This is a genomic window from Paraglaciecola sp. (assembly GCF_039964565.1).
Lineage (GTDB): Bacteria > Pseudomonadota > Gammaproteobacteria > Enterobacterales > Alteromonadaceae > Paraglaciecola.
The window spans coordinates 47,681-72,875 of sequence record NZ_JBDVXF010000030.1 but is presented as its reverse complement, the minus strand read 5'-3'; the positions used below and the strand labels follow the sequence as shown (position 1 = coordinate 72,875).

Here is a 25,195-nt window from a genome sequence, read left to right as displayed (position 1 = left end):
ACTTATGACTAAACAACAAAACAACCCTCTACACGGCCTAACGTTACAAACGATTCTTGAAACCTTGGAGAAACAACTTGGTTTTGAAAAAATGGGGCAAGAAGTCAAAATAAATTGTTTTACTAAAGACCCTTCCATTAAATCGAGCTTGAAGTTTTTACGCAAAACCCCTTGGGCCAGAGAAAAAGTCGAACAGTTATATTTGACCACTGTTCACAATTCATCCAACGACGCACCTGAACAGTCAATTGAAAAATTCGTGTGGCCTGACCTCACTAAAAACACCCCAAATAACGATTCTTAAGCAGTACTGGTTTTCAATCGTTTAGACGCGGCAAAACCAACTGTTATGTGAACCTCAGTCAATTTAAGGAAACCTAAATGAGTAAGAATGTAGACTCACTTTTTAAGCCTTTTAGTTTAAAAAGCTTGTCACTTAAAAACAGAATAGCCATGGCACCTATGACACGTAGCTTCTCTCCAGATGGCATTCCAACTGAAGATGTAGCCGGTTATTATCGCCGTCGCGCTGAAGGTGGAACAGGTTTAATCATAACCGAAGGCACCACGATTAATGATCCTGTGGCCACTATGGACGGAAAGATTCCGCAAATACATGGTCAACAACCGTTAGCAGGTTGGGAAAATGTAGTTCAACAAGTCCACGCTGCTGGAGGCAAAATTATGCCTCAGTTATGGCACGTTGGCATGGCGCGTAATCCAAGCAAAGCCCCCCACCCTGAATTACCTAGCGTGGGTCCATCAGGTTTATTAGCGCCAGGAAAACAGGTTTCAGAACCTTTAACAGTGGCGCAAATTCACCAGTTAATTGAAGGTTTTGCTGACGCCGCTGCAGATGCCAAACGTATCGGTTTTGACGGTATTGAAATCCACGGCGCCCACGGCTATTTGGTGGATCAGTTTTTCTGGAGTGGCACTAATCTGCGCACCGACGAATGGGGTGGCAGCATGGCAAACCGTGGGCGTTTCGCAGTAGAAATTGTCAAAGCTATTCGCGCTAAAACCGGCCCTGATTTCCCAATAGTTTTACGCTACTCGCAATGGAAACAACAAGACTATTCCGCACGTTTAGCAGAAACACCACAAATATTAGAAGAGTTTTTAACACCACTAAGTGATGCAGGTGTTGATATTTTCCATTGTTCAACCAGACGTTACTGGGAGCCAGAATTTGCAGGTTCAGATTTAAACCTCGCAGGCTGGACCAAAAAACTCATTGGCAAACCGACAATCACAGTTGGCTCTGTAGGCCTAAATGGTGACTTCTTTGGTGCGTTTGCAGGCGAAGGATCTAGCACACGTTCAATTGACGATTTAATCGAACGCCTAGACAAAGGTGAATTTGATTTAGTCGCTGTAGGACGCGCTATTTTGCAAGATCCTAACTGGGCCAACAAAATTCGCCAAGGTGACATAGATAAACTTGAACAATACTCAGGCGAAGCTTTATCTAGCTTGTCTTAAGTCTTTAAAAATAAAAAAAGCGCCCATTAAAATGGGCGCTTTACAATTCACTCTTTAGCGTCTCAGTAAATTAACCTTCCACTTTACTCATATCACCAGCTTTAATAATTGAGAAGTTTTCAAGTTTAAGGTACTTATTCATGACACGATTAACATCTTCAGCAGTGAGCGCCTCTAGCTTTGCCCCATAAGCCTTATACCATTGCATTGTTCTGTCGACTGCTAAATTTCGACGTAAGGTGCCTACCAACTCTCTGTCTTGTGCACGACTCACTTTTTTACCCTGCAACAGTCCAGATTTAGCGCTTTGAATTTCTTCATCAGTAAAGCCATCTTTCAACAAACGAATTAACTCTTCCTTGAAGCCATTTTCGACTTTGCTTAGGTTTTGTGGTGCACATATCGCATAAGCCCCCATAGTGGCTTTCTGATCCCTTGGGTTCATATTGATAAACGAACCCGCACCATAACTTAATCCGTCTTTTTGCCTTAATCTTGTGGCTAAACGGCTATTTAAGAAACCACCACCAAAAATATAGTTACCTAACTCTAACGCGGGTGCATCATCACTGTCTTCACCAACAGGTAACATAATGGCTGCCACAAAAGTGGCATTTTCTTTATCTGGAGTATCAAAATCGGTAGGGCTGGCAGTCACTTTTTGGTACGTGTCTGGGACGCGTTCGTAAGAACTTTTCGCATGCCAATCGCCAAATAGGGTTTCTAACACAGTTTTAATTTGGTTCTGTTCGAAATCTCCCACAACCCCAATTTTCATGTGATTGCCGCCATAAAATGACTGATGAAAAGCCGCCAAATCAGTTAATTTAAGAGCATTTAAACCCTCTAAACTTTCTTGGAAAGTACGCTGATAATGTGGATGACCTTTTTTATAGGGATTTTGTTTTCGACCGTATTCGTTAAACGCCAGTCGCTGAGGATCTTGTAGATTTTTTTCAATATCGACTTTTAAGGTTGATTTATATTGTTCAAACTCTGTTTTATCAAAACCAGGATCGCTCAATACTTTGTGCATAAGTGTCAGTGCCGCCGACAAGTTTTCTTTTGTCGTAGTGATATTAGCCACTAACCAATCTGTGCCACCTGCCACACGTACCTGTGCTTTAAGCTTATCAAACTCGTCCTTAATTTCTTGACGAGATAATTCACTAGTACCGCGCATCAGCATGGCACTGGTTGCAGTGCCAACAAGGCCGATGCCTTGCAAACTTTTTTCAGTCCCTAAACTCATTTTTATGGAGGCCACGACAGATTCACCACGGGTCTTTTTAGACAATAACGATAGTTGAGTGCCATTGCTTAACTCAGTGTTAACGGTGCGTGAGTCAATGTTTTCGAAAGTGGGCTCGAATACTTCACCGGCGGCAATTTTTGCGCGACCTGTGTAGTCTTTGACCATGTCATTCACACTAGCAACAGCGGGGATTTCAACACGATCAGGCGTATCTGTAGGAATAAAATGACCAGCAGTACGATTATTGCGTTGTAAGTAGTTGTTGGCTACGCGCTGAACGTCTGCAGTTTTAACCTGCTCAATTCTGTCACGATGTAGAAAGTATAAACGCCAATCCCCCATTCCTAACCATTCGCTTAGATTTAACGCAATGCGCTCTGATGAATTAAAAGATAACTCGATATTTTTCAACAATGTACGTTTAGCTCGTTGCACTTCAACATCGGTAATGGGTTGGCTATTTAAGTCTTCAAGCACCGCTACCAAAGCGTCAGATGCCTTGCTTAACTCGGCTTTTTTATCCACTTCGGCAAAATAAATGGCCAGACCTGGCTCTTGCCATTGAAAGTTAAAGCCATATACTCGACTGGCGAGTTTTTCTTCCACTAAGGCTTTATGTAAGCGCCCACTAGGGGTATCACCCAAAATTTGACTCAGTACGTCAATGGCAGCGTAATCTTCATGAGACCCTGCAGGGATATGATATGCCGCGCCTGTCATTTGAACGTCGCCGACTCGTCTTATGGTCACACTTTTTTCACCATCTTGTGCTGGCTCGGCTGTGTATAAGGGTCTTAATACTCTGTCTGGTTTTGGAATAGGTGCAAAATACTTATGCACTAATGCCAGCATCTCTTCCTCTACAAACTTACCAGCGACTATTAGCGTTGCGTTATCTGGTTGGTAATACATTTTGTAAAAGGCTTTTAGTCTGTCGATAGGCACATTTTCTAAATCGGCTTTTGCACCTATGGTAGATTTTCCATAGTTGTGCCACATGTACGCTGAGGCAGCCATTTTTTGTAAGGTGATGCGAAACGGACTATTTTCACCTCGTTCAAATTCGTTTCTGACGACTGTCATTTCACTATCCAGATCTTCTTTGGCAATAAAAGAATTCACCATTCGGTCTGATTCCATACTCAAAGCCCAATTGATATTTTTTTCATTGGCAGCAAATGTTTCAAAATAATTAGTACGATCTGTCCATGTGGTGCCATTTGGGCGAGCACCATGGGAACTTAGCTCAGCCGGAATATCTTTATGTTTTGGACTACCTTTAAAGACTAAGTGTTCCAGCAAGTGAGCCATGCCAGTTTCACCATAGTTTTCATGTTTTGAACCTACATGGTAAGTGACGTTGACTGTTACAGTTTCTTTAGTTTGGTCAGGGAATAATAAAACACGCAAACCATTATCGAGATTATATTCACTGATCCCCTCAACTTCGGTTACTTTTTCCAGCTTTGCTTTAGCAAAAGCCAAAGGTGTTGCGATAAGCGTAATACTTAATACAGCACCAATAAAAAATGATCTTTGGAACATCCGTTTGTCCTTTTAATTATTACAACGACCACTGATAAGCAGCCACTTAAATTTAAGCCAAATAAACAATAATTAACTTTCTTTGTTAAAACAACTTATTGCGCTAATTATTTGGGTAACTTTAATACCAATTCACTGCAACTGTATGAAGGTAAATGCGCATAAAAAAGCCGACTTCATGAGCCGGCTTGAAACTATCTATTGACAATCACTTGCTACAATTGAGCAGCTAATTTTGTACCTTGTTTAATGGCACGCTTTGCGTCAAGTTCTGAAGCGACATCTGCTCCACCGATTAGGTGATGAGGTTTTCTTAAACCGTCAACTAGCTCTCTTAGGGGCTCTTGCCCAGCGCAAACAATGACATTGTCTACATCAAGCACTTGCACTTGCACTTGCTCATTAACCTTAATATGTAAGCCTGCGTCGTCAATTTTAAGGTATTCGACTCCTGCTAACATACTGACACCTTTGCTGAGTAATCCGGCTCTGTGGGCCCAACCAGTGGTTTTTCCTAAACCTGCCCCCACTTTGGTGGTTTTACGTTGCAGCAAAAAGATTTCTCTAGGTGAGGCTTCTGGTGCGGGTTTAACACCTTCAATACCGCCGCGTGAGCCTAAGGTCATGTCAACTCCCCACTCTTTCATAAAGGCCGGGATATTTTGACTGGTAGACTCACCTGCATGAGATAAATACTCAGAGACATCGAAACCAATGCCTCCGGCACCAATAATGGCAACTTTGTTACCAACAGGCTTTTTATCTACAATAACATCGATGTAACTCAGCACTTTATCGTGCTCTATGCCTTCAATAGGTGGCGTGCGCGGTGCAATACCCGTTGCAATGACTACATCATCAAATTCACTGTTGTTAAGATCGTTGACATCAACTCGGGTGTTAAGTTTGACCGTCACCTTATGCAATTCTAATTGACGTGCGTAATATCTTAAGGTTTCGTAAAACTCTTCTTTACCAGGAATTTGTTTGGCTATATTAAACTGCCCGCCTAATTCACTGGCTGAATCAAAAATAGTGACCTTATGACCACGCTGCGCCGCGGTAGTCGCTGCAGCTAAACCAGCGGGTCCTGCACCAACTACTGCAATGTTTTTAACCTGAGTACTAGGTGTAATTAATAATTCGGTTTCGTGACAGGCGCGAGGGTTCACTAAACAACTACTCATTTTATGTTCAAATGCATGATCTAAACAAGCTTGGTTACAACCGATACAGGTATTGATTTCGTCTGAGCGGTCTTCCATGGCTTTCACTACAAATTCAGGATCGGCCAAAAACGGTCTAGCCATTGAAACCATATCGGCATCACCTCGAGCTAATACTTCTTCAGCCACTTCAGGGGTATTGATTCGGTTTGAGGTAATCACAGGAACAGACAAAGCTTGTCTAAATTTAGCGGTTACCCAAGTAAAGGCAGCACGCGGAACTTTCGTAGCAATAGTAGGAATACGCGCTTCATGCCATCCGATACCAGTATTGATAATCGTAGCGCCAGCTTTTTCGATAGCTTGGCCTAATTCAACCACTTCATCGTAAGTTGACCCGCCTTCGACTAAATCCAACATCGACAAACGGTAAATAATAATGAATTGCTCACCAACAGCTTCTCGCACTCTGCGTACTACTTCTAAAGGTAAACGAATACGGTTTTGATATGAACCGCCCCACTCATCGTCTCGATGATTAGTACGTGCTGCAATAAACTGATTGAGGAAGTAACCTTCTGAACCCATTATTTCAACACCATCGTAACCAGCCTTTTGAGCTTGAACTGAGGTATCGATAAAGTCTTGAATTTGTTTTTCGATGCCTTGTTCATCCAGCGCTTTAGGTTTAAACGGGTTAATTGGAGCTTGTACAGCTGATGGTGCGACTAGGGCTGGGTTATAGGCATAACGACCCGTGTGTAATATTTGCATACAGATCTTACCGCCATGCTCATGTACCGCATCGGTAATGGTTTTATGCTCTGCTATGGCTTTATCGGTATCTAAACGCTTGGTATCTTTATGGGTAGCACCTTCATCATTTGGACCTATTCCACCCGTGACAATCAGACCTACTCCCCCTTTGGCTCGCTCGGCAAAATAAGCGGCCATACGCACGTGACCATTAGGTGCTTCTTCTAGTCCGGTGTGCATGGAACCCATTAATACGCGATTTTTGAGCTGGGTGAACCCTAGATCTAAAGGTTTAAGTAGATGAGGGTATTTCTCTAAGCCTTGAGCTAATGCGGTATTGGCAGTCATATGTATTTCCTGTTACTCGAATTCGTATGTTTTGATTTTTGCTGACTTACATGCCAGAAGATTTTTTGTGTAGATCGGCATACACAGGTAAGCGTTTTTGTTGTCCTGCTGCCATTGCTTCTTGCACATCTGGCATTTGAAACATGCCACTTTGCCAAGTGGCCATATAGGTTAAGCTGTCTGAAACATCATGATCACGGGTGTAATTGATCATTTCTTTACAACCCGCCACAGCCATAGGTGAATGCATTGCTATTTTGGCAGCAATTTTCATAACACCTTCAAGCATGGCTTGTTGGTCGGCAAATACTTGATTAACAAAACCACATTGTTTCGCTTCGTCACTTGGCATATTACGGCCTGTATAAGCTAACTCGCGAATTAAACCTTGAGGCATTAAATGCGGTAAACGCTGCAAAGTCCCTACATCTGCGGTCATGCCTAGTTCGGTTTCTTTAATGGTAAAGTAGGCTTCTTGAGTACAATAACGGCTATCTGCAGCACAAATCATATCTACAGCGCCACCAATCACGCCGCCCTGTACTGCTACTAAAACCGGCATACGTACTTCTTCAAGGGCGTTAAAGCTATCTTGTAACTCCAACACTAGTCTGCGGGTTCGCTCTGCACGACGAGCGGGCTCACCTTGAAAGTCTTTGGCCATATTAGTGAACACCGATAAATCCATACCGGCACTAAAATGTTTACCTTGTGATGAAATAACGATTACTCGCGCCTGAGATTCGGCATCAATTTTTCGCACTACAGCAGGTAGTTCACGCCAAAAAGCTGGCACCATGCTATTCAACGCTTCCGGGCGGCTCAGTTGGATATGAGCGATGTGATTTTCGATATTCACAGTTAAGGTTTCTAGCGCAGATAAATCGATATTGTGCACAGTCTTTCTCCTTGGATTAGTAATGAGCTTAAAATTGGCGTTGTGTATGGTTTGCCCATACTGTTAACAAAAAATTAAACTAGACAGCGTCAAGATAAAAGCATATGTTGACGCTGTCAAGATAACAATTATCAAATTTATTAATAGTCGGTTATGAGTCAACAAACAGCGAAGAAAACAAAACACAATAAACCTAGTTATCATCATGGTGATTTACGCAGCACGCTGCTTAACGCCGCAAATGCTCTGTTAAGAGAGACCGGCATAGAAGGCTTGTCTTTACGTAAACTGGCCGACAAAGTGGGGGTTTCTCGCACTGCGCCCTATCATCACTTTAAGGACAAAAATCAGTTACTTTGTGCGATTGCAGAACAAGGATTTGTGCGTTGGCATCAAGATGCTGAGTTTATATTTAATCAAAAAGGGTTACTGCCCCAAGAAAAGTATCGGCAGTTTTTCCACGGTTATATTAGTTACGCTGCCGATAACCCAGAATTATACGATTTGATGTTTGGTCGCACCATTTGGAAACAAAACAGCGCCACCGAAGAGTTACGTAAAGCGGCCTTCCCTAGTTTTCATCATCAGGTAGAAATGACTAAAAAATGGCAAGCACAAGGATTAATGCCCAGCGGCGAGGATACTTTGCGGTTGTCCCAAGTCACTTGGGGTACGATGCACGGCATAGCGCGATTATTGATAGACGGAATTTATGCTGATCGCAGCCATATAGATGCGATGTGTGATTGCGCTGTGAATTTGTTTACCCAGCACATACCCGAAGCCGAAGACTAGATATCTAAACCTTAGGTTTCTTAATAACAGAATCTAGATTTCGGTAGATGAGAACCGAAATCTGATTTAAGGCTTTGACATTCTTATGACTACGCGGCGGTTCTTAGCTCGTGTGCTCTCGTTAATGTTTGGCGCTGCATGGCGTCTCTCTCCATGTCCAGTAACTTCTATGCGGTCAGGAGCCACTCCCATAGAACTGAAAAACGCTTTTATTTCTACTGCTCTGCGGATAGAAATCTCTTTGTTGATTTCTCTACCGCCGTAACTGTCGGTATATCCATCTAACAAAACCAATTCTAAATCGGTATCTTCTTTTAAGTATTCGCCAATCATGGCTAACCGTTTCTGCGAATATTTAGTCAACTTAGTATTATTGAACTGGTAGTTAAGCACTGTGTACGCTATGTCTTGAAAACTATAAGGCAATAAGTTAGCAACACATTCAGCAAATTGTGTGTAAGGTAAGGCAAAATTACTGGCGTTTAAACCTACTGCTACCTTGTCGTAAGGGTTGTACCAATCTTGATAATAAATAGTGGGCCAAAATCCCTTTTCTAGCTCGGTTAACATAGTCCAAGCAGCTTGTTCGGGAAGGTCGCCATCGTATTGTTTACGAATTGTCATGTCGGCAATGGCCCGCTGAACTTGCCCAGGCATCCATTTGGGAGGTACTGAATACACTGCGGCGACCCCATAAGATTTAGGCAGGCGTAACATATCCAATTCAAATTCCATGTTTAATTGTTTAGAAGCAAAACTACTAAACAAGGCTTCGCCATAACCTGGAAGTTTATGACTTAAGGTACATTGCAAACGCGTTTCGTCTTTGAGTTGCCAGTCTGAATCTTCTACTTTAGCAGTGTACTGCCGTAGTGCCGCCGCCGAATTAACAGACAATGCGACTAAGATGGCACAAAACATTGTTTTAAACATTTTATTGAACATGGATTAGGAGCCCCCCGCTTCTGACAATTATATCGACAAATTACACAAAACGTTTAACTAATTAACTTTGATTAAAATGAAGTGCCTTTATTTTTAAACTAGCTACTCAAAAAGAACCTTGTCATAATTGTGCTTCATCAAAATTTTTTAGGTTTCCATGTCAGAATCATTTGAGTTAAAAAATCGCTTTAGGGGATATTTTCCTGTAGTCATTGACGTTGAAACGGCTGGTTTCAATGCGAATAACGATGCCCTTTTAGAGATAGCCGCTGTCACCACAAAGATGGACGAAAATGGTTTTTTCTATCCAGATAAAACCTTTCACTACCATGTTAATCCTTTTGAAGGGGCGAACTTAGAAAAAGCCGCCTTGGATTTTAACGGTATTGATCCCTATTGTGCCCTACGAGGTGCACAAGACGAAACGGAAGTGATGAAGGATCTGTGTAAAAATGTGCGTAAAGAACAAAAAGCAGCGGATTGTCAGCGCTCGGTGATTGTTGCCCACAACGCAGCCTTTGATCAAAGTTTTGTTAATGCCGCGATTGCGCGTAGCCATATTAAACGCAGTCCATTTCACCCATTTGTATCATTTGATACTACAACATTATCAGGCTTAGCCCTTGGTCAAACAGTGTTAGTAAAAGCCTGCATGGCAGCGGGAATTAGTTTTGATCAAAATGAAGCACATTCCGCTTTGTATGATACTGAAAAAACAGCAGAGCTATTTTGCTACATACTTAACAGGTGGCAAAGTTTGGGTGGTTTAGAAGCACATAATTGAGTTCAATTAAAAGCAAAAAACCGCTTCAATTTGAAGCGGTTTTTTTATTTAAGCAGAATACTTATTACAAGCTATCAGCGTTCTCAGCTAAGTAACTTGCTACGCCTTCTGGGCTATCTACCATACCTTTTGAACCTTCAGTCCAACCAGCTGGGCATACTTCTCCATGCTCTTCGTGGAAGTTTAGGGCATCAACCATACGTAACATGTCGTCAATGTTACGGCCAAGAGGTAAGTCATTAACTACTTGATGGCGCACTACGCCTTCTTCGTCAATTAAGAACGAACCACGGAAAGCCACACCTGCATCTGGATGCTCAACATCATATGCCTGACAAATGTCATGTTTAACATCAGCAACCAAAGTGTATTTAACGGGACCAATACCACCTTCATTGATAGGAGTATTGCGCCATGCATTGTGGCTAAATTGAGAATCGATTGAAACACCAATCACTTCCACACCACGCTTTGTAAATTCTTCATAACGTTTGTCAAAAGCAATAAGCTCAGATGGACAAACAAAAGTGAAATCTAAAGGATAGAAAAACAATACCGCTTTTTTACCTTTAATGGCTTCACTTAGGGTAAAACTATCAACAATTTCACCACTTCCAAGTACCGCAGCGGCTGTAAAATCTGGGGCTGGACGACTCACTAATACACTCATTAATTTCTCCTGATTATATGATTGAATGGTTCACTGCGAAATTTCCTAAGTATGTGAACCAAAGTAATATTGTAGGTGTTACCAAGCATATGAGTGCACATTATTAAAAAACAACAGTAAGGGTAAAAATAATTATGCTAAAAATTGTCAAACCCACTCAGTTGTGTTGTTTTTTCCTTCAATAGAAATACAAGCCAGTTTAAATTTATTTGTTGATCTTTATGTAAATAACAATTATTCTTATTTACATAAAGGTTATAAGGGTATTGTATGTACGTTTGTTTATGCCACGGCATCACAGATAAAGCAATTAAACAGGCTGTCTTAGAAGACGGTGTGGGTAATATGCGTCAACTGAAGAAAAAGTTGAATGCTGGCACACAATGCGGCAAATGTGTACAAATGGCGCAAGCGATTATCGACAGCACTATTATGGACGAATCCTTATTTAAGGAAGTGTGTTAGAGCCTACGATCAATTAATTAAAACGTAAAAAGCCAATCATAACGATTGGCTTTTTACGTTTTGCACTATGAATAACCTCTATTCAACAAAACCTTCATTGGCTTTGACTGTTAACGGATGGTAGGCCTCTTTGGCTTCATTGAAGGCTTTCTGTGCCATCACTTTACCTTCTGGCGTTTGCGAAAGGGCTTTATATAAAGGTTTGACTAACTTATTACGACCAATGGACGTTAAATATTGATGCAAGCGTTTAAAAGCAGGTTGATACCAGTTATTTACGCTGATCAATAACCAGCTATGGGCAATTTCATTATTTTTGCTGTGTGTTAAAGAAAAGGCTTTGTCCAAATCTGCGAGTTGTTCTTGGCTCAGTTTTTCTGGCATGTTATTTAAAAAATACAGCCATTGATGTACTACCCATTTATCACTATCAATCTCAGTTGCTCTAATTGCCCCTGATAACCAAGCATTCCTCGCTTGATCTACCACACTAAAAGCATCCGATTCTGGAACCGGAGCATCAGTTGGAATACCGGGTTCGAAGATCCATTGCTGTATTCTCTGTTTTGACAATTTTGTACTGTGGTCCTTGAGTAAGGTTTGCTCTAAGTAATTCACAAATTGCTCTGTGGTGATGCTTTGAAAGGCAAACGTTTCGAAATAACCCAGTAGAAATTTATCAAAATTTTCTCTTCCTACTTTGTTTTCTAACTCACGTAAAAACAAAGCACCTTTTTCATAAGGAATATTGCTAAACACCACATCTGGGTCTCGGCCTCGCAAATCAATTGCCATGATCTGGTCACTTGCAGCTAGTGAATCGACATCGGCTTGTAAATCTTGACGCCCTAACACCGCTTCCATTTCAAAGCGTTCATCACCATAGATCATCTGCATAATTCGGTAGGTTAAATAAGTGGTAAAGCCTTCGTTTAACCACAGGTCTCGCCAAGTTGCGTTAGTCACTGTATTACCTGACCATGAATGCGCTAGCTCATGAGCAATCAGCGAAACGAGACTTTTATCGCCAGCAATCACAGTAGGCGTAATAAAAGACAAACGAGGATTCTCCATACCTCCAAACGGAAATGATGGGGGTAAGATCAATAAGTCATATCGATCCCAACTGTAGGGTCCAAAAGCTTTTTCGGTGGCAATGAGCATAGACTCTGTATCTGAAAATTCAGATGCGGCGGCGTCCAGTATTCCTTTCTCAGAATAAACCCCTGTGCGTTCGCCCATCGATTTAAAATATAAATCGCCTACTGCTAAAGCGATCAAATAAGAAGGTATAGGCTGTGGCATAGAAAATTCATAGATGCCGTCACGTTCGGTATCAGGGTCGTTAGATGCACTCATTACGGCTATTAGGTCTTTAGGAGTGCGAATAGTCGCATCGTAAGTCATTCTTACCTGAGGTGAATCTTGTAACGGAATAAAACTACGAGCATGGATAGCTTGGGCTTGGGTGAATAAAAACGGGTGTTTTTTACCTGCGGTTTGCTCTGGTGTCAGCCATTGTACTCCTGAAGCTTCGGGTGAAGTTTGATAACTAATCACCACTTTATCCACATTGGCTGGAATATCAATTGTTAAAGCGGCACCCAAAAATGAATCGGCTTTGGCCAGTTTAAAATTCAGAGGCTGCCCGTTTGCGGTGACGTCGTTTATTGTCAAGTCACGAGTGTCTAGAACCAATTGCTTTGCTTTTGGGTCTATTTTTTGAAAATCTAACTGAGCGGTTCCAAGTAAGACTTTTTTGGAAAAATCTACAGTTAAATCCAAAGTTAAGTGATTAACCTCAATGGATTCTGGATTCCCAAAAGAGTGATAATCTTTACCGACTTCTATGGTTTTGGTCTCGATTTTAGTTTTACTTACATCGGCAACTGTTGATGCGGATTGATCTACTTTAGTGCTACCTGCTGTATTAGATGAACTCTCGTCAGAACATCCGCTAACAATGGTTAAGGCCAGTGCCCCAACAACGAAATATTTTATGATCATGATTTTACCTGATAGAAACTACTATTATAATTTGCTGTCATAAAGTGTGTCATATTTATGGCCACATAAGAATATGTAAAAGCGATTCACTCTTCAGGTAATGTAATGACAAGTTGCCAAAGTTGGATGTATTTTTTAAATAGGAAACGAAAATGCGAAATACTGAACTATTGGAAGATGGTCTAGAGGACTTCTTAAAAGAGTTAGAAGACGTCAAACCTATCAAGCAAACAGATACTGTGGCCACCTGCCAACAAAAGAATACCTTGGCGCAACAATTAAAACGACAAGCCATTGAGTCGACTCACAACCTCACAAATAATTATTTGAGCGTTGAAAAAGTTGAACCGGTGGATCCTTACGATCACATAAGTTTTAAGTTAGATGGTATTCAGCAAGGTGTGTTTAAAAATTTAAGAATGGGCAAATACAAAATTGATTTTGTCTTAAATCTTCAACAAAAAAAATTCGAACAAGCCAGAACAATGCTTTTTACACAAATCATAGAAAGCCACAAAAAAGGTGAACGCACCCTATTAATTAAACATGGTCTCGGTTTGCACAACAAACCCTTTCCAGCATTAATTAAAAGTTATCTGCATCAATGGTTGCAGCAAATGCCAGAAGTGATTGCGTATCACACTGCTCAACCCTATCACGGCGGAAATAGTGCAGTTTATGTTTTACTGAAAAAGAACCAGCACGACAAAGCAAGTAACCGCGAGTTACATCGCAGAAAATAGCCTTATTGAGTCAAAAAACTACTGCGTGTCCTTTAATTGGACTTGAGTATATGAATGTGAGTTTGAATCTAACGAGATTTGCGGAACTGTTGAAGATTTGGCTGAAGCGCTGAAAATAGCCGCGACAATGAGAAAAATAACGGTGACTAGCACGCCAGCTAGGCCAAAACCTTTGTTTGAACGATTCATGAGCGTCTCTTATTATTTTTAATTTGTAATTTTGTTAAACACATATTGATTTACACTTTATTAACATGCAGAAGACGAACTCCCTGTCAACATGTGACTAAATATTAATCACTATTTTACTGATATACAAGGATTTTATTTTTTCTTTGATTATTAACTTGAAATTATCAAAATTTTAAGCTGACCGGAGTGGTTATCACTCCAGTCATTAATAAAATACAAAGACTAAAAATACTGCATATCACTGTCTACTAATAACAATACGGATTGTATTTTTGATAGAAAGTTTCAAATCTACCCTAGATAAACTCTGGCGTTCCTAAACATTCGCATCCACGGGCTGTCTTCTTGCCAATCTTGAGGGTGCCAAGAGTTAGCGACCGTTCTAAACACTCGTTCAGGATGTGGCATCATAATCGTTGCTCTTCCATCGCTACTGGTTAATCCTGCAATGCCAAGTGGTGAGCCATTCGGGTTTGCAGGGTAATTTTGGGTAACTTTTCCGTAGTTGTCTACGTATTGCAAAGCAACCGCGGCACTTTGTAGCGCGTTTGATGCACCTTGCTCATTAGCAAATTCTGCGCGCCCTTCTCCGTGAGAAACAGCAATAGGCATTCTTGATCCCTGCATACCGTTAAAAAACACCGACTTAGAAGGTTTAACTTCTAACATGGCGACTCGTGCTTCAAAACGTTCTGACTGATTGGTGACAAAGTGTGGCCACAAATCAGCGCCAGGGATCAACGATTTCAAATTAGACATCATCTGACAACCGTTGCACACTCCTAAAGAAAAAGAATCTTGGCGAGCAAAAAACTCTGCAAACTGATCTCTAGCTTGGTTATTAAACAAGATTGATTTAGCCCAGCCTTCACCGGCACCTAATACGTCTCCGTACGAAAAGCCACCACAGGCTACTAGGCCTTTAAACTTATCTAACGACTGTTTTCCTGACAACAAATCACTCATATGCACATCGATTGCGCTAAATCCTGCACGGTCAAATGCGGCGGCCATTTCGACATGAGAGTTAACCCCTTGTTCACGCAATATGGCAATACGTGGCGCCACACCTTTCAAGATAAAGGGGGCGGCTACATCTTCTGTGACATCAAAACTCAAGTTAGCATGTAAACCGGGATCTTTGATATCTGCCTTAGCTAAGTGTTCTTGTTCGGCGCAACTTGGATTATCTCTAAGTTTTTGCATGTGCAGCGTTGTTTGCGCCCAGGTTTGACGATAAAACACTCGACTATTTTCCAGCACGATCTGTCCGTTTTGTTGGAATACAATCTGATCAGTATTGTTGAGTGTACCAATAGTGTGCACCAACTGCTGGACACCATGCTGAGCAAATACCTTTAACACCAACTCTTTATCAGCTTTAGATATTTGTACAACGGCACCTAGTTCTTCGTTAAATAATAACTCAATAGCGGATCCGCTAAGCTCATCTAAATGAATATCTACGCCTGTTTTTCCCGCAAACGCCATCTCAACGATAGACGTAAACAAACCGCCGTCAGATCTGTCGTGATAAGCCAATAAACGTTTTTCATTCACTAGTTGTTGAATAGCTAAGAAAAACCCTTTTAAGATTGGTGCTGAATCTACATCTGGAGCCTGGTTACCTAATTGCTGATATACCTGCGCTAAACACGATGCACCAAGGCGATTTTTTCCTTGGCCTAAATCAATTAGTAATAATTCGCTATCAGCTTCTTGGGTGTTCAATTCAGGTGTTAAGGTTTTGCGAATATCTTGCACCGCTCCAAACGCCGTAATCACCAAAGATAATGGCGAAGTAACCGATTTATCACCTTGTTCATCTTGCCAGGTGGTTTTCATTGACATGGAGTCTTTGCCCACAGGAATAGTAATTCCCAAAGCAGGACAGAGCTCTTCACCCACTGCTTTAACCGCTTCGTATAGACCTGCGTCTTCTCCGGGATGGCCTGCTGCTGCCATCCAGTTGGCTGATAAATTGATGCGTTTAAAATCACCAATATCCGCAGCGGCTAAATTGGTTAACGCCTCTCCCACTGCCATTCGAGCTGACGCCGCATAATTGATTAGTGCGACAGGTGTGCGCTCGCCCATTGACATAGCTTCACCTTGATAACTATCAAAAGCGCTAGCCGTTACGGCCACATCGGCCACCGGAACTTGCCATGGACCCACCATTTGATCACGAGCGACTAGGCCGGTTACTGAGCGGTCGCCAATGGTAATCAGGAAGGTTTTTTCAGCCACTGTAGGCAAAGTCAATACTCGCTGCGCCGCTTCAGACAAATTCATTAGACTGGTATCTACTGCCTGAGTCTCTAATGTCTTTGATGTCACATCTCGGTGCATTTTTGGGGTTTTACCAAGCAACACTTCCAGCGGCATATCAATGGCATTATTTTCAAAATGTTGATCACTTAAGGTCAAGTGTTCCGCTTCGGTTGCTTCACCCACCACTGCAAAAGGCGCACGTTCGCGTTCACAAATGCTTGCGAAGATTTCTAGGTTTTCGGGGGCTACCGACATGACGTAACGTTCTTGTGACTCATTACACCAGACTTCTAACGGAGACATCCCAGGTTCATCATTTGGCACGTTTCTGAGTTCAAAACGTCCACCGCGCCCACCGTCACTGACTAATTCAGGAAACGCGTTTGACAAACCTCCCGCCCCTACATCGTGAATAAACTGGATAGGGTTGTTTTCACCCATTTGCCAGCATTTATCGATAACTTCTTGACAGCGACGTTCCATTTCTGGATTTCCCCGTTGTACAGAAGCAAAGTCTAGATCTTCACTAGATTGGCCGGATGCCATAGAAGAAGCCGCACCTCCACCTAAACCGATATTCATAGCCGGTCCACCTAGCGCAATAAGCTTGGCACCAACCGTGATTTCACCTTTTTGAATATGAGACTTTCGAATATTGCCCAAACCACCAGCCAGCATGATCGGTTTATGGTACCCACGGACTTCTTCGCCGTTAAAACTTGTGACTTTTTGTTCGTAGGTTCGAAAGTACCCTAAAATACTGGGACGACCAAATTCGTTATTAAACGCAGCGCCGCCAAGAGGGCCGTCTATCATGATGTCGTAGGCACTGACAATACGCGCGGGCTTACCAAATTCTGTTTCCCAAGGCTGCTCAAAACCTGGAATTCGTAGGTTAGATACTGAAAAACCTACTAAACCAGCTTTAGGTTTTGAACCTCTACCAGTTGCTCCTTCATCGCGAATTTCGCCTCCTGAGCCTGTAGCAGCGCCAGAAAACGGCGCAATAGCCGTAGGGTGATTATGGGTTTCAACTTTCATCAAAATATCGATGTCTTCATGATGATAGCGATATTCATTACCTAAAGCGTCCGGGAAAAATCGCCCAGCAAAACTGCCTTCCATTACCGCTGCATTATCTTTATAGGCTGAATGGACATTTTCACCACACTGCTCATAGGTATTCTTGATCATTTTAAACAATGACTTGGGCTGAACTTGGCCGTCTATTGTCCAGTCAGCGTTAAAAATTTTATGGCGACAATGCTCTGAGTTGGCTTGTGCAAACATATACAATTCAACATCATTTGGGTTGCGGCCCAATTGGCTGAAGCTATCAAATAAATAATCCACTTCATCTTCTGCTAACGCTAAACCGAGTCTAACGTTTGCTTGCTCTAGCGCCGTTTTACCTTGACTGAGCATATCGACAGAAGTCAATGCAGTTGGATCACTTTGCACAAACAACGACTCTGCAGCTTGAAAATCGGCCATCACTACTTCAGTCATTCTGTCGTGAAGTAATGCTTTAATAGTGGTTAGCTGGGTTTCAGTTAGATTTTCAGCTTGTAAATAATAAGCCACACCTCTTTCTAAGCGCTGAACTTTACCCAGACCACAGTTATGAGCAATATCTGTCGACTTCGAAGACCAAGGAGAAATTGTGCCTGGTCTTGGGGTAACTAACAGCAACGTACCTTGTGGTTGGTGTTCTTGAATACTTGGGCCGTAAGTTAACAATTTGGCTAATATTGAATCTTCTTGCTCAGTGAGCGGTTCAGAAACCTTTACAAAATGTGCATATTCGGCGTAAATACCAGAAACTGGCAAAGCATTTTCAGCAAATTGAGCAAGACATTTTTCAATACGAAAATCGGATAAAGCAGGTGTACCGCGCAGCACTAACATAAAGTCATGACCTATAGCAGAATTCGTAAAAATTGTTAAAGAATACGAATCGATGATTGAGGAATTTTAAGGCGCGGATTATAGGGTAATTTATCTAAATTTATAAGCGTCTGTGTAGCTAAAATTCGAGTTTTATTTGTTTTATTTCATAACTTTAGTTATTGAGACACATGACCAAACAGTCAGGTTTTGTTAGACTATGGTATGCACAAAGCACTGGATGAAATCCTATTATTTGTTCACAATAGGATCTCATATGAAATGCTTCCTAAATATTGAGGGTATAGTTATTCGCTTACAGCACGGTCTCGCTTTATTTCTAATACTGATTATTGGTGGTTGTAATGACATCAAACATTCGTCTAGCTTGGGAGACGTATTAGAAGCAGGTGTATTAAAAGTTGGCACTACCTATGGACTCACTACCTATTACAATGGTGCAACTGGACCCGTTGGCTTTGAGTATGAATTAGCAGAAGGTTTTGCTGCCTACCTTGGCGTAAAACTTGAAGTCTTTCCTTATTACAATTTAGATGATTTATTTCCCCAGTTAACTGACGCTAATTTAGACATGATTGCGGCTGGTATGAGCGTTAACCCTGAAAGATTTCAAAGATTTAAATTTGGTCCAGGCTATCAAAGTGTTAGTGAAAAGTTAGTATTCAAGCAAGGTAAAGAGTGGCCAAGAAGCATCCAAGACTTAAAAGGCAAATTGGTGATTGCAGCGGGGAGTAGTCATCATGACTCGTTATTAAGGTTGCAACAAGAAGATCCCCAACTAAGCTGGCAAGAGACAGCTGACACCGACATGGAAGAGCTACTTGAGATGGTGTTAAATGAAGAACTTGACTACACCATAGCTGATTCCAACATTTTGGCGTTAATGCGCCGCCGCTATCCTGAATTATCAATTGGTTTTTCTATTAGTCCCGAACAAGACGTTGCTTGGGCAGTCAACAAGGATCGGGATGATTCCTTATTGGCCGCTTTAATTGAATACTTTGGCATTATTCAAAACAATGGCACATTAGCAGCTTTAGAAGACAAATATTTTGGCCACGTAAGACAATTTAATTATGTAGATACCAGAGCCTTCATAAGATCTTCTAGAGAAATTTTACCTAAGTTCAAGCCTTGGTTTGAACAGTACTCTAACGATCTTGACTGGCGTTTATTAGCGGCAATGAGTTATCAGGAGAGCCACTGGCGTCCCGATGCAAAGTCGGTCACTGGAGTGCGTGGCATGATGATGTTGACACTCGCAACGGCTAAAGATTTAGGTATAGTTTCACGTCTAGATCCTGAACAAAGCATTAAGGGTGGCGCTAAATACTTAACCAATCTACTTAAACGTATTCCAGATCGAATTACCCACCCTGACCGCTTATGGTTTGCACTTGCTGCCTACAATGTGGGTTTAGGGCACTTAGAAGATGCAAGAGTATTAACTGATCGTCAAGGCGCAAACCCTGATATGTGGGTTGATGTTAAAAAGCGATTATTGCAACTAAGACAGAAAAAATATTACAAAACCACCCGTTATGGTTATGCACGTGGTCATGAGGCGGTTGCATACGTTGACAACATTAGGCGTTATTACGACACACTTGTATGGTTAGATGAACAACAACCACAAATTTTAGAGCCTGAAACGCCACCTGAAATAACGCCAGAAGATTCTACATTGGAAAGTGATTCGGAAGTGGCCGAATAGCCCTTGATTTATTCGCTAGCTGCATAACCATTATGGGCGTTGCGGATAGCGTAAAACGTCGCTTGAGCATATTCATCGATATCACTGCTGTTATTTAGATGATAAACCCCCACTTTAAAATAGTGATATTGATCTTGAGTATCAAACAAACTATCTGACATATCCAAAGACGCTTCCACGTCATCTTTTCCTTCGCGGATAATAGTCACAGTTAATAAATTCGCGGTCACGTTAATGCGATAACTAAATTTTTCGTGCAGCGCAATACCATCGCTAGGATCACTAGCGCTGTTGTTTCTTGAACCTATCAATTCGACGTAGACTTCATCACTACCCCCAACGCGGCTTTCATGGGCAAAATATATTGAGCCTTTATTGTTGTTGGGTAATTTTCGATAATATAAACGAATTGGCTCATCATCATTGGCATGAATTTGTCCAATAACTAAACGTCCAATTTGATAATTTTCACCTGTTGTCGTGACGTTATTAACCGCAAGGGTCACATTCAACTCACCATCAACGCCACCAGCGTCAGCCTGAGTTAGATTAGATGCCGATCCAAATACCCAATTATTTTTGTTAACGCCTTGAGTGCGAATTGAAGAGTCGCCACGGCGTAACATTTCTCGTAGTTCAACACGAACATAACTGGTATTCGCTGATGTCTTAAACCCGTAACTAGGTGTTCGCATCACTATACCGTTATCCGCTGAGGTATAAAAATATTCAGAATTGGTATAGCCCGCAGCCAATGCGTTTTCGTCTATTGAATCAGAAGTACCACTGTTGTCTTCATCAGTGGGCACACTCAAATACCAATCAATTAGCTCAATACCGAGCTCATTAGGAAACGAATCTAAAATCTCCCCATCTGCGCCTTCACAGCTATGCGCTTGCACTTCTACAATGCTATTCCAATCATTTACGGAGTTTCCCATACCAATAAGTTTGATGAATCGAGCATCACTAGAAATTAGGTTGACCTGTTCAAATCCACTGTGTTTACCACTTGAAGTTGAATCAGTTAGTACATTTTGCCAGGTGCCCTGGTCAATTGAAGTCTCTACCTTAAAATAAGCTTGTCGCTGCGCGCCTTGGTGCCACTTAATTTTTAACGAGCCAACCGTCATTATTGCGCCTAAATCAAAAATAAGCGCTTGTTGTGTCCCTAAAGCAGACCACCTTGAGTCAGGTGTTGTATCTGCATCGATTGTTTTTGCGGCAGTAAAATCAGCATCAACTTCGCCTTCAAAACTTGCACTTAAAATTGGATATTGTGCGTTAACACAGGTAACCGGAGATTCTGGAGTCTCGGTGACAGGATCAGGCGAGACCACTGATGTAGAGATTGAATCAGAGCCACCGCTGCAGGAAAGCAGTACAAAACAGAGAAGCAAACTGGCCATTTTATTACTAAGTAACTTTTCTAACATGAATTCACCTACCATCCATTTTTAACGCCATCGTAACTCGCAACCAAGCAGGGCACTTTGATTAACTATTGACTGCAATACATGGATACTATCATTAACTATTTGACGAGTAATATCGTCGGCATATAGGCAATAATGCTGACTTAGCTTCAAAAAGTACTAGTGTCATAAATTTTTAACAAACTTAGCTTATCTTGGTTGAAACTTTATACGTATTTGTTGAGTCTATATATTTAATATTTTAGGAGTTAAAAATGAAAAAACGTCACACATCAGTTAGTAAAAATCGCTTGGGGAGCAATAGCCGCAGGCGTCAGCTATTAAAACGAGTTCATCAAAAAGTTATATCACGCCGTCAAAACTTTCAAATCATAGAGGCGACTGAAGAGTTATCACAAGCCTGTTAAAACAACTTGGCACCTTTTCCTTCGCGCTTCAATAATTTCTTTTGTTCTCTTCGCAACTTAAAAAAAGCAGATAGTTTGTCACCACATTCTTGTGCTAATACCCCTGCGCTTACTTCAACTTTATGGTTCATTCGCGGATCACTGAGTAAATCGAACAAACTCCCTACCGCCCCTGTTTTAAAGTCTGACGCGGCAAACACTAAACGTTTTATACGACTGTGGATCAATAAACCTGCGCACATAGTGCAAGGTTCAAGGGTTACGTATAAACAACTGTCTATTAACCGATAATTTTGCATTTTTTTACCGGCGTCGCGCAGTGCCATCATCTCAGCATGTGCTGAAGGATCATGTAAACTAATGGACTGATTCCATCCTTTTCCAATTACCTGGTTATCTTTGACTAATACCGCCCCCACCGGAATTTCACCTTGTTTTTCAGCATTATCAGCTAATGACAATGCGTGGCGCATCCAATATTCATCCTGTTCAGTACTCAATGGTTGTATTTCTCTACTTTTGGTTAATTACATCACTAAATTGGCTATTTTCACCAAAACATAATATCGACTTTTCATTAAAACTACTTAACCAATTGATAAATATAGATTTTTAATTATGGTCAATTATTTGCTTTGTTATACGCATAAGCATAAACTTTTTATTAAACGTATCAAGGTAAAGGGGATAAAACATGAATATGACAGCCATCGCGATAGTTGCTTTAGTTTGTTGGGCAATAGTTGAGCTAGTAAACGGCCCAAGAGGCAAAAGTAAAGACAAGAAAGCGGCTGCTCAAGTTAATCAAACAAATGAGTTAGAGCGTGAAGTAGCGGCAATGCGTGACCGAATTGAAACCCTTGAAAAAATTGTGACGGACGAAAAATACGATTTAAACCGTCAATTTGATGATTTGAAAAAAGATAAGGTTGCTTAGCAACCTTATCTTTTGACCATTATCAGGCAGCGAAAATACGCCCACAGCTGGTTTTCGCCTATGTATTTAAAGCCTAAAACTAAAACACATACCGATAGATTAGCCGTTTTTTCTAACATATGAACAAGCATACATATGAAGAAGTTTGTTTTGCTCTTCCGCAGGTAAGCCCGCCAGTCTACCCTGTAAATAATCTATAGCAACTTGGGTGTATAGGTCAGATTCGGCATGACTGGCATTTTCTTTAGAGAGCATTTTTGCTGCAACTGGACCAGTAGAAAAACAATCATATCCTTGCAAAATTTGCTCATCAATGTGAGACGCCACTTCTTTTGCGTTGTTAAACTCCCCTGCTACCAACTCACCAAAATGGATATGTACCCTGCCTTTTTGACCGGTAATACCGCTGACAATACTTTTTACATCTTCATTATCTGGCTTGTCGTAGCTGCCTTCTACTTCTACTTTTTGTAGCTCTTTAGCTTTATTGATATCGCAGGGGTCAAATTCGTAAGAGATAGATACAGGCACAATACGTAAATCTCGAATGTAGTCTGCAAATTCAATATTTTTGGGTTTACTTAATGCCAACATTGACAAGATTGCAGGGTTAGTGAGATCATTTCCATCTTTAGCTCTGCCCTCCCTTTGTGCGATCCAAATATGCTGTTGATCGGATTTTAAGGTAGATTCAATATATTCACTTAAGAGTTTTGCGGCGGATAATTTTTCCCGTCTATCGGTGGCTGAGCGTTTAACAATAAAACATTTATTTAGCCTGATTAAATCGGCAACCCATTCTTCCTTTAGTAGGTTATCCCCTACAGCTATTCTAACTGTGTCTTGCCCGTTTAAATGTAATGCCCAATTTACGAAAGTAGGATCTAAGGCTATATCTCGATGGTTGCTCATAAATAAACACGCTTTAGATAAATCTAATTTATCTAAACCACTCACAGTAAACGATTCAGTGGTGGTATTGATCATTCTTTCAATATAGGGCTCAAGTAAACGTTGAAAACCTCGAAGAGTGTCTATTGAATTAATTTGATTGATAATGTATCGACGGGTAAAAAAACCTAACGTTGGGTATAGGAGTTTCGGCCAGCCGCTAAACTTAAAAGCCACAATACTATTGATGAACTCTTTGTTATTAAATAGCTTGGACAAAACAACGGATAAGTCCGCGTCGTCATAAGGGCGAATTGAATCAAACTTAGTAGGCATCTTGTTAGTATTGTCTCTACTGAAAAAAGGCGGCATATTTTGCCGTTTAAACGACCAACGGGCAAATTATTTAATGTAAATATGTGCAACCATGACCAGCTTTGAAACAAAGCCTATTAAAATGAGTCTTGTTTTGATTGTAATGTTTGCCAATTTACTTCTACTTGCGAATCTGCAGCAGCGACAAAAATAGACTGTTCACTTAGGGTGATTGATAACTCCATGGTTCGAGTAAGCAGTTCACTTACCCCTTGGACTTCATGCCAATCAAAACAAAATACATTCACAGGTAAATTATCAAACTGCTTTTGTGATTGTTTCCACCATTCTTTGGATTTTGAGTTGAAACTATAGACATAAGTTTGTTTCGCTACACGACAGCTTTTTTTGATACGTTCAAAACTCGGCTCACCTACATCTATCCACAAATGCAATTGGTCATCTAAACCACGTAACCAAATATCTGGCTCGTCAATGGCGCTTAGTCCTTTAGTAAAAGACATTAACTTTTGATTATCTTGGTACGCATGCAAACAAAACACTAAAACACGAACCATCATTCGCTCTTTAGTTTCTGAGGGGTGTAACGCAACAGTTAAATTAAGGGTATCGAAGTAATCATGATTAAGATCAGATACAGATAATTTGAATTTATAAATAGTTGGCTTTAACGCCATAAGCAGATATTTCCGTGGATATTTCTATTAATAGGAGTAAGAAGTGCGGGCTAAGAAGCACTGAGTTACTGAGATAACTTCATTTCAACTAGCGAAGTTTTAAAACCTATTTTTTCGTAGGCTTTAAGTGCTGAGCTATTGTCTGCATAGGCTTCAAGATAAAAGTCATGCATACCTTGAAGTTTACCCCATTTAATCAGTTCTTGAATAACCAATTGATTCACGCCCCTTCCTCTGTGGCTAGAGGCGACATACATGAACCCAAGGTAACAGTGGAAATCATGTATCAAATGCGCTTTTGATTCTTTAATGCGCGCATAGCCTGAACCAACCAGTACTCCGTCTTCTTCAGCTACTACTACTGTAGAGTTATCGCCCGTTATTAGCGCACCTATGTCGTAATAACAAATTTTTTCAGACTTTAAACTACTATTAAATGGTCGCTCAGTGGAGATTATACCTTGTTCAAACTCTTTCAATATTGGTAAGTCTGCTTTTACTGCAGCTCTTATTATTATTTTCCCCATAGAACTATCGACCTTTTTAACTTATCTGTTTAAC

At 41.0% G+C, this 25,195-nt stretch carries 22 protein-coding genes; 9 read left to right on the top strand and 13 right to left on the bottom strand.

Annotated features, from left to right (window positions below; all coding sequences use genetic code 11):
- Positions 1-4: 4 nt before the first annotated feature.
- Both ABJK37_RS13565 and ABJK37_RS13560 read left to right on the top strand, forming a co-directional pair.
- Positions 5-304 carry a VF530 family protein gene (locus ABJK37_RS13565; RefSeq protein WP_348354688.1) on the top strand — a complete coding sequence of 100 codons (300 nt, stop codon included), beginning with the start codon at positions 5-7 and terminating at the stop codon, positions 302-304.
- 77 nt (positions 305-381) lie between these two features.
- The gene (locus ABJK37_RS13560; RefSeq protein WP_348354685.1) at positions 382-1,485 is read left to right on the top strand and encodes an NADH:flavin oxidoreductase; all 1,104 of its coding nucleotides are present in this window, start codon (positions 382-384) and stop codon (positions 1,483-1,485) included.
- Between the two features lie 70 nt (positions 1,486-1,555).
- On the opposite strand, the gene ABJK37_RS13555 is transcribed toward ABJK37_RS13560, so the two are convergent.
- The 3 genes from ABJK37_RS13555 to ABJK37_RS13545 form a co-directional block, all read right to left on the bottom strand.
- Positions 1,556-4,285, bottom strand: a complete 2,730-nt coding sequence (locus ABJK37_RS13555) for a pitrilysin family protein (RefSeq protein WP_348354683.1) — start codon at positions 4,283-4,285, stop codon at positions 1,556-1,558.
- A gap of 215 nt (positions 4,286-4,500) precedes the next feature.
- A complete protein-coding gene (locus tag ABJK37_RS13550) occupies positions 4,501-6,555 on the bottom strand; it encodes an NADPH-dependent 2,4-dienoyl-CoA reductase (protein ID WP_348354680.1) in 2,055 nt (684 codons plus the stop codon).
- A gap of 46 nt (positions 6,556-6,601) precedes the next feature.
- Positions 6,602-7,453 (bottom strand): crotonase/enoyl-CoA hydratase family protein, encoded by an 852-nt coding sequence (locus tag ABJK37_RS13545; protein ID WP_348354677.1) that lies wholly within the window; start codon positions 7,451-7,453, stop codon positions 6,602-6,604.
- Positions 7,454-7,606: 153 nt separating this feature from the next.
- Here ABJK37_RS13545 and ABJK37_RS13540 point away from each other — a divergent pair, with 153 nt between their 5' ends.
- Positions 7,607-8,248: a TetR/AcrR family transcriptional regulator gene (locus ABJK37_RS13540; protein WP_348354674.1), complete on the top strand. Its 642-nt coding sequence runs from the start codon at positions 7,607-7,609 to the stop codon at positions 8,246-8,248.
- A gap of 66 nt (positions 8,249-8,314) precedes the next feature.
- Here ABJK37_RS13540 and ABJK37_RS13535 read toward each other — a convergent pair whose 3' ends face one another.
- A complete protein-coding gene (locus ABJK37_RS13535) occupies positions 8,315-9,193 on the bottom strand; it encodes an OmpA family protein (protein WP_348354671.1) in 879 nt (292 codons plus the stop codon).
- 157 nt (positions 9,194-9,350) lie between these two features.
- On the opposite strand from ABJK37_RS13535, the gene rnt reads away from it, so the two are divergent.
- On the top strand, positions 9,351-9,977 hold the full coding sequence (gene rnt / locus ABJK37_RS13530) for a ribonuclease T (protein WP_348354668.1): 627 nt from the start codon (positions 9,351-9,353) through the stop codon (positions 9,975-9,977).
- A gap of 64 nt (positions 9,978-10,041) precedes the next feature.
- Here the strand turns inward: rnt and ABJK37_RS13525 are convergent, their stop codons facing one another.
- Entirely contained in the window at positions 10,042-10,647 is a 606-nt protein-coding gene (locus tag ABJK37_RS13525; RefSeq protein WP_348354665.1) for a peroxiredoxin C, read from the bottom strand.
- Between the two features lie 270 nt (positions 10,648-10,917).
- Here ABJK37_RS13525 and ABJK37_RS13520 point away from each other — a divergent pair, with 270 nt between their 5' ends.
- On the top strand, positions 10,918-11,112 hold the full coding sequence (locus ABJK37_RS13520) for a (2Fe-2S)-binding protein (RefSeq protein ID WP_348354662.1): 195 nt from the start codon (positions 10,918-10,920) through the stop codon (positions 11,110-11,112).
- 78 nt (positions 11,113-11,190) lie between these two features.
- Here the strand turns inward: ABJK37_RS13520 and ABJK37_RS13515 are convergent, their stop codons facing one another.
- Entirely contained in the window at positions 11,191-13,119 is a 1,929-nt protein-coding gene (locus ABJK37_RS13515; RefSeq protein WP_348354659.1) for a M1 family metallopeptidase, read from the bottom strand.
- Positions 13,120-13,271: 152 nt separating this feature from the next.
- Here ABJK37_RS13515 and smrA point away from each other — a divergent pair, with 152 nt between their 5' ends.
- Positions 13,272-13,862, top strand: a complete 591-nt coding sequence (gene smrA / locus ABJK37_RS13510) for a DNA endonuclease SmrA (protein WP_348354656.1) — start codon at positions 13,272-13,274, stop codon at positions 13,860-13,862.
- An 18-nt stretch (positions 13,863-13,880) separates the two neighbouring features.
- Here smrA and ABJK37_RS13505 read toward each other — a convergent pair whose 3' ends face one another.
- Both ABJK37_RS13505 and purL read right to left on the bottom strand, forming a co-directional pair.
- Complete coding sequence (locus tag ABJK37_RS13505) at positions 13,881-14,051, bottom strand: hypothetical protein (protein ID WP_348354653.1); 171 nt, start codon at positions 14,049-14,051, stop codon at positions 13,881-13,883.
- Between the two features lie 294 nt (positions 14,052-14,345).
- Positions 14,346-18,236: a phosphoribosylformylglycinamidine synthase gene (gene purL / locus ABJK37_RS13500; RefSeq protein WP_348354650.1), complete on the bottom strand. Its 3,891-nt coding sequence runs from the start codon at positions 18,234-18,236 to the stop codon at positions 14,346-14,348.
- Positions 18,237-18,492: 256 nt separating this feature from the next.
- Between purL and mltF the strand changes: the two genes are divergently transcribed.
- Positions 18,493-19,950 (top strand): membrane-bound lytic murein transglycosylase MltF, encoded by a 1,458-nt coding sequence (mltF, locus tag ABJK37_RS13495; RefSeq protein ID WP_348354647.1) that lies wholly within the window; start codon positions 18,493-18,495, stop codon positions 19,948-19,950.
- A gap of 8 nt (positions 19,951-19,958) precedes the next feature.
- Here mltF and ABJK37_RS13490 read toward each other — a convergent pair whose 3' ends face one another.
- Positions 19,959-21,386, bottom strand: coding sequence for a polysaccharide lyase family 7 protein (locus ABJK37_RS13490; protein WP_348354644.1), 1,428 nt, complete (start codon positions 21,384-21,386; stop codon positions 19,959-19,961).
- Positions 21,387-21,640: 254 nt separating this feature from the next.
- Between ABJK37_RS13490 and ABJK37_RS13485 the strand changes: the two genes are divergently transcribed.
- Entirely contained in the window at positions 21,641-21,793 is a 153-nt protein-coding gene (locus ABJK37_RS13485) for a hypothetical protein (protein WP_348354641.1), read from the top strand.
- Here the strand turns inward: ABJK37_RS13485 and tadA are convergent.
- Entirely contained in the window at positions 21,790-22,293 is a 504-nt protein-coding gene (tadA, locus tag ABJK37_RS13480) for a tRNA adenosine(34) deaminase TadA (RefSeq protein ID WP_348354638.1), read from the bottom strand. The genes ABJK37_RS13485 and tadA overlap by 4 nt on opposite strands.
- A gap of 194 nt (positions 22,294-22,487) precedes the next feature.
- On the opposite strand from tadA, the gene ABJK37_RS13475 reads away from it, so the two are divergent.
- The gene (locus ABJK37_RS13475) at positions 22,488-22,730 is read left to right on the top strand and encodes a hypothetical protein (protein ID WP_348354635.1); all 243 of its coding nucleotides are present in this window, start codon (positions 22,488-22,490) and stop codon (positions 22,728-22,730) included.
- A gap of 99 nt (positions 22,731-22,829) precedes the next feature.
- Here ABJK37_RS13475 and ABJK37_RS13470 read toward each other — a convergent pair whose 3' ends face one another.
- The 3 genes from ABJK37_RS13470 to ABJK37_RS13460 all read right to left on the bottom strand — a co-directional run bounded on the left by ABJK37_RS13470 (position 22,830) and on the right by ABJK37_RS13460 (position 25,161).
- Entirely contained in the window at positions 22,830-23,957 is a 1,128-nt protein-coding gene (locus ABJK37_RS13470) for a 1-acyl-sn-glycerol-3-phosphate acyltransferase (protein WP_348355333.1), read from the bottom strand.
- Between the two features lie 116 nt (positions 23,958-24,073).
- Positions 24,074-24,634 (bottom strand): YaeQ family protein, encoded by a 561-nt coding sequence (locus ABJK37_RS13465; RefSeq protein WP_348354632.1) that lies wholly within the window; start codon positions 24,632-24,634, stop codon positions 24,074-24,076.
- Positions 24,635-24,699: 65 nt separating this feature from the next.
- Positions 24,700-25,161 carry a GNAT family N-acetyltransferase gene (locus ABJK37_RS13460; protein ID WP_348354629.1) on the bottom strand — a complete coding sequence of 154 codons (462 nt, stop codon included), beginning with the start codon at positions 25,159-25,161 and terminating at the stop codon, positions 24,700-24,702.
- Between the last annotated feature and the right edge of the window lie 34 nt (positions 25,162-25,195).

Bases quoted from the DNA above. Each gene is read 5' to 3' on its own strand.
- ABJK37_RS13565 (WP_348354688.1), top strand. From the start codon at position 5: ATGACTAAACAACAAAACAACCCTCTACACGGCCTAACGTTACAAACG.
- ABJK37_RS13560 (WP_348354685.1), top strand. From the start codon at position 382: ATGAGTAAGAATGTAGACTCACTTTTTAAGCCTTTTAGTTTAAAAAGC.
- ABJK37_RS13555 (WP_348354683.1), bottom strand. From the start codon at position 4,285: ATGTTCCAAAGATCATTTTTTATTGGTGCTGTATTAAGTATTACGCTT.
- ABJK37_RS13550 (WP_348354680.1), bottom strand. From the start codon at position 6,555: ATGACTGCCAATACCGCATTAGCTCAAGGCTTAGAGAAATACCCTCAT.
- ABJK37_RS13540 (WP_348354674.1), top strand. From the start codon at position 7,607: ATGAGTCAACAAACAGCGAAGAAAACAAAACACAATAAACCTAGTTAT.
- ABJK37_RS13535 (WP_348354671.1), bottom strand. From the start codon at position 9,193: ATGTTCAATAAAATGTTTAAAACAATGTTTTGTGCCATCTTAGTCGCA.
- rnt (WP_348354668.1), top strand. From the start codon at position 9,351: ATGTCAGAATCATTTGAGTTAAAAAATCGCTTTAGGGGATATTTTCCT.
- ABJK37_RS13525 (WP_348354665.1), bottom strand. From the start codon at position 10,647: ATGAGTGTATTAGTGAGTCGTCCAGCCCCAGATTTTACAGCCGCTGCG.
- ABJK37_RS13520 (WP_348354662.1), top strand. From the start codon at position 10,918: ATGTACGTTTGTTTATGCCACGGCATCACAGATAAAGCAATTAAACAG.
- ABJK37_RS13515 (WP_348354659.1), bottom strand. From the start codon at position 13,119: ATGATCATAAAATATTTCGTTGTTGGGGCACTGGCCTTAACCATTGTT.
- smrA (WP_348354656.1), top strand. From the start codon at position 13,272: ATGCGAAATACTGAACTATTGGAAGATGGTCTAGAGGACTTCTTAAAA.
- ABJK37_RS13505 (WP_348354653.1), bottom strand. From the start codon at position 14,051: ATGAATCGTTCAAACAAAGGTTTTGGCCTAGCTGGCGTGCTAGTCACC.
- purL (WP_348354650.1), bottom strand. From the start codon at position 18,236: ATGTTAGTGCTGCGCGGTACACCTGCTTTATCCGATTTTCGTATTGAA.
- mltF (WP_348354647.1), top strand. From the start codon at position 18,493: ATGAAATGCTTCCTAAATATTGAGGGTATAGTTATTCGCTTACAGCAC.
- ABJK37_RS13490 (WP_348354644.1), bottom strand. From the start codon at position 21,386: ATGTTAGAAAAGTTACTTAGTAATAAAATGGCCAGTTTGCTTCTCTGT.
- ABJK37_RS13485 (WP_348354641.1), top strand. From the start codon at position 21,641: ATGAAAAAACGTCACACATCAGTTAGTAAAAATCGCTTGGGGAGCAAT.
- ABJK37_RS13475 (WP_348354635.1), top strand. From the start codon at position 22,488: ATGAATATGACAGCCATCGCGATAGTTGCTTTAGTTTGTTGGGCAATA.
- ABJK37_RS13470 (WP_348355333.1), bottom strand. From the start codon at position 23,957: ATGCCTACTAAGTTTGATTCAATTCGCCCTTATGACGACGCGGACTTA.
- ABJK37_RS13465 (WP_348354632.1), bottom strand. From the start codon at position 24,634: ATGGCGTTAAAGCCAACTATTTATAAATTCAAATTATCTGTATCTGAT.
- ABJK37_RS13460 (WP_348354629.1), bottom strand. From the start codon at position 25,161: ATGGGGAAAATAATAATAAGAGCTGCAGTAAAAGCAGACTTACCAATA.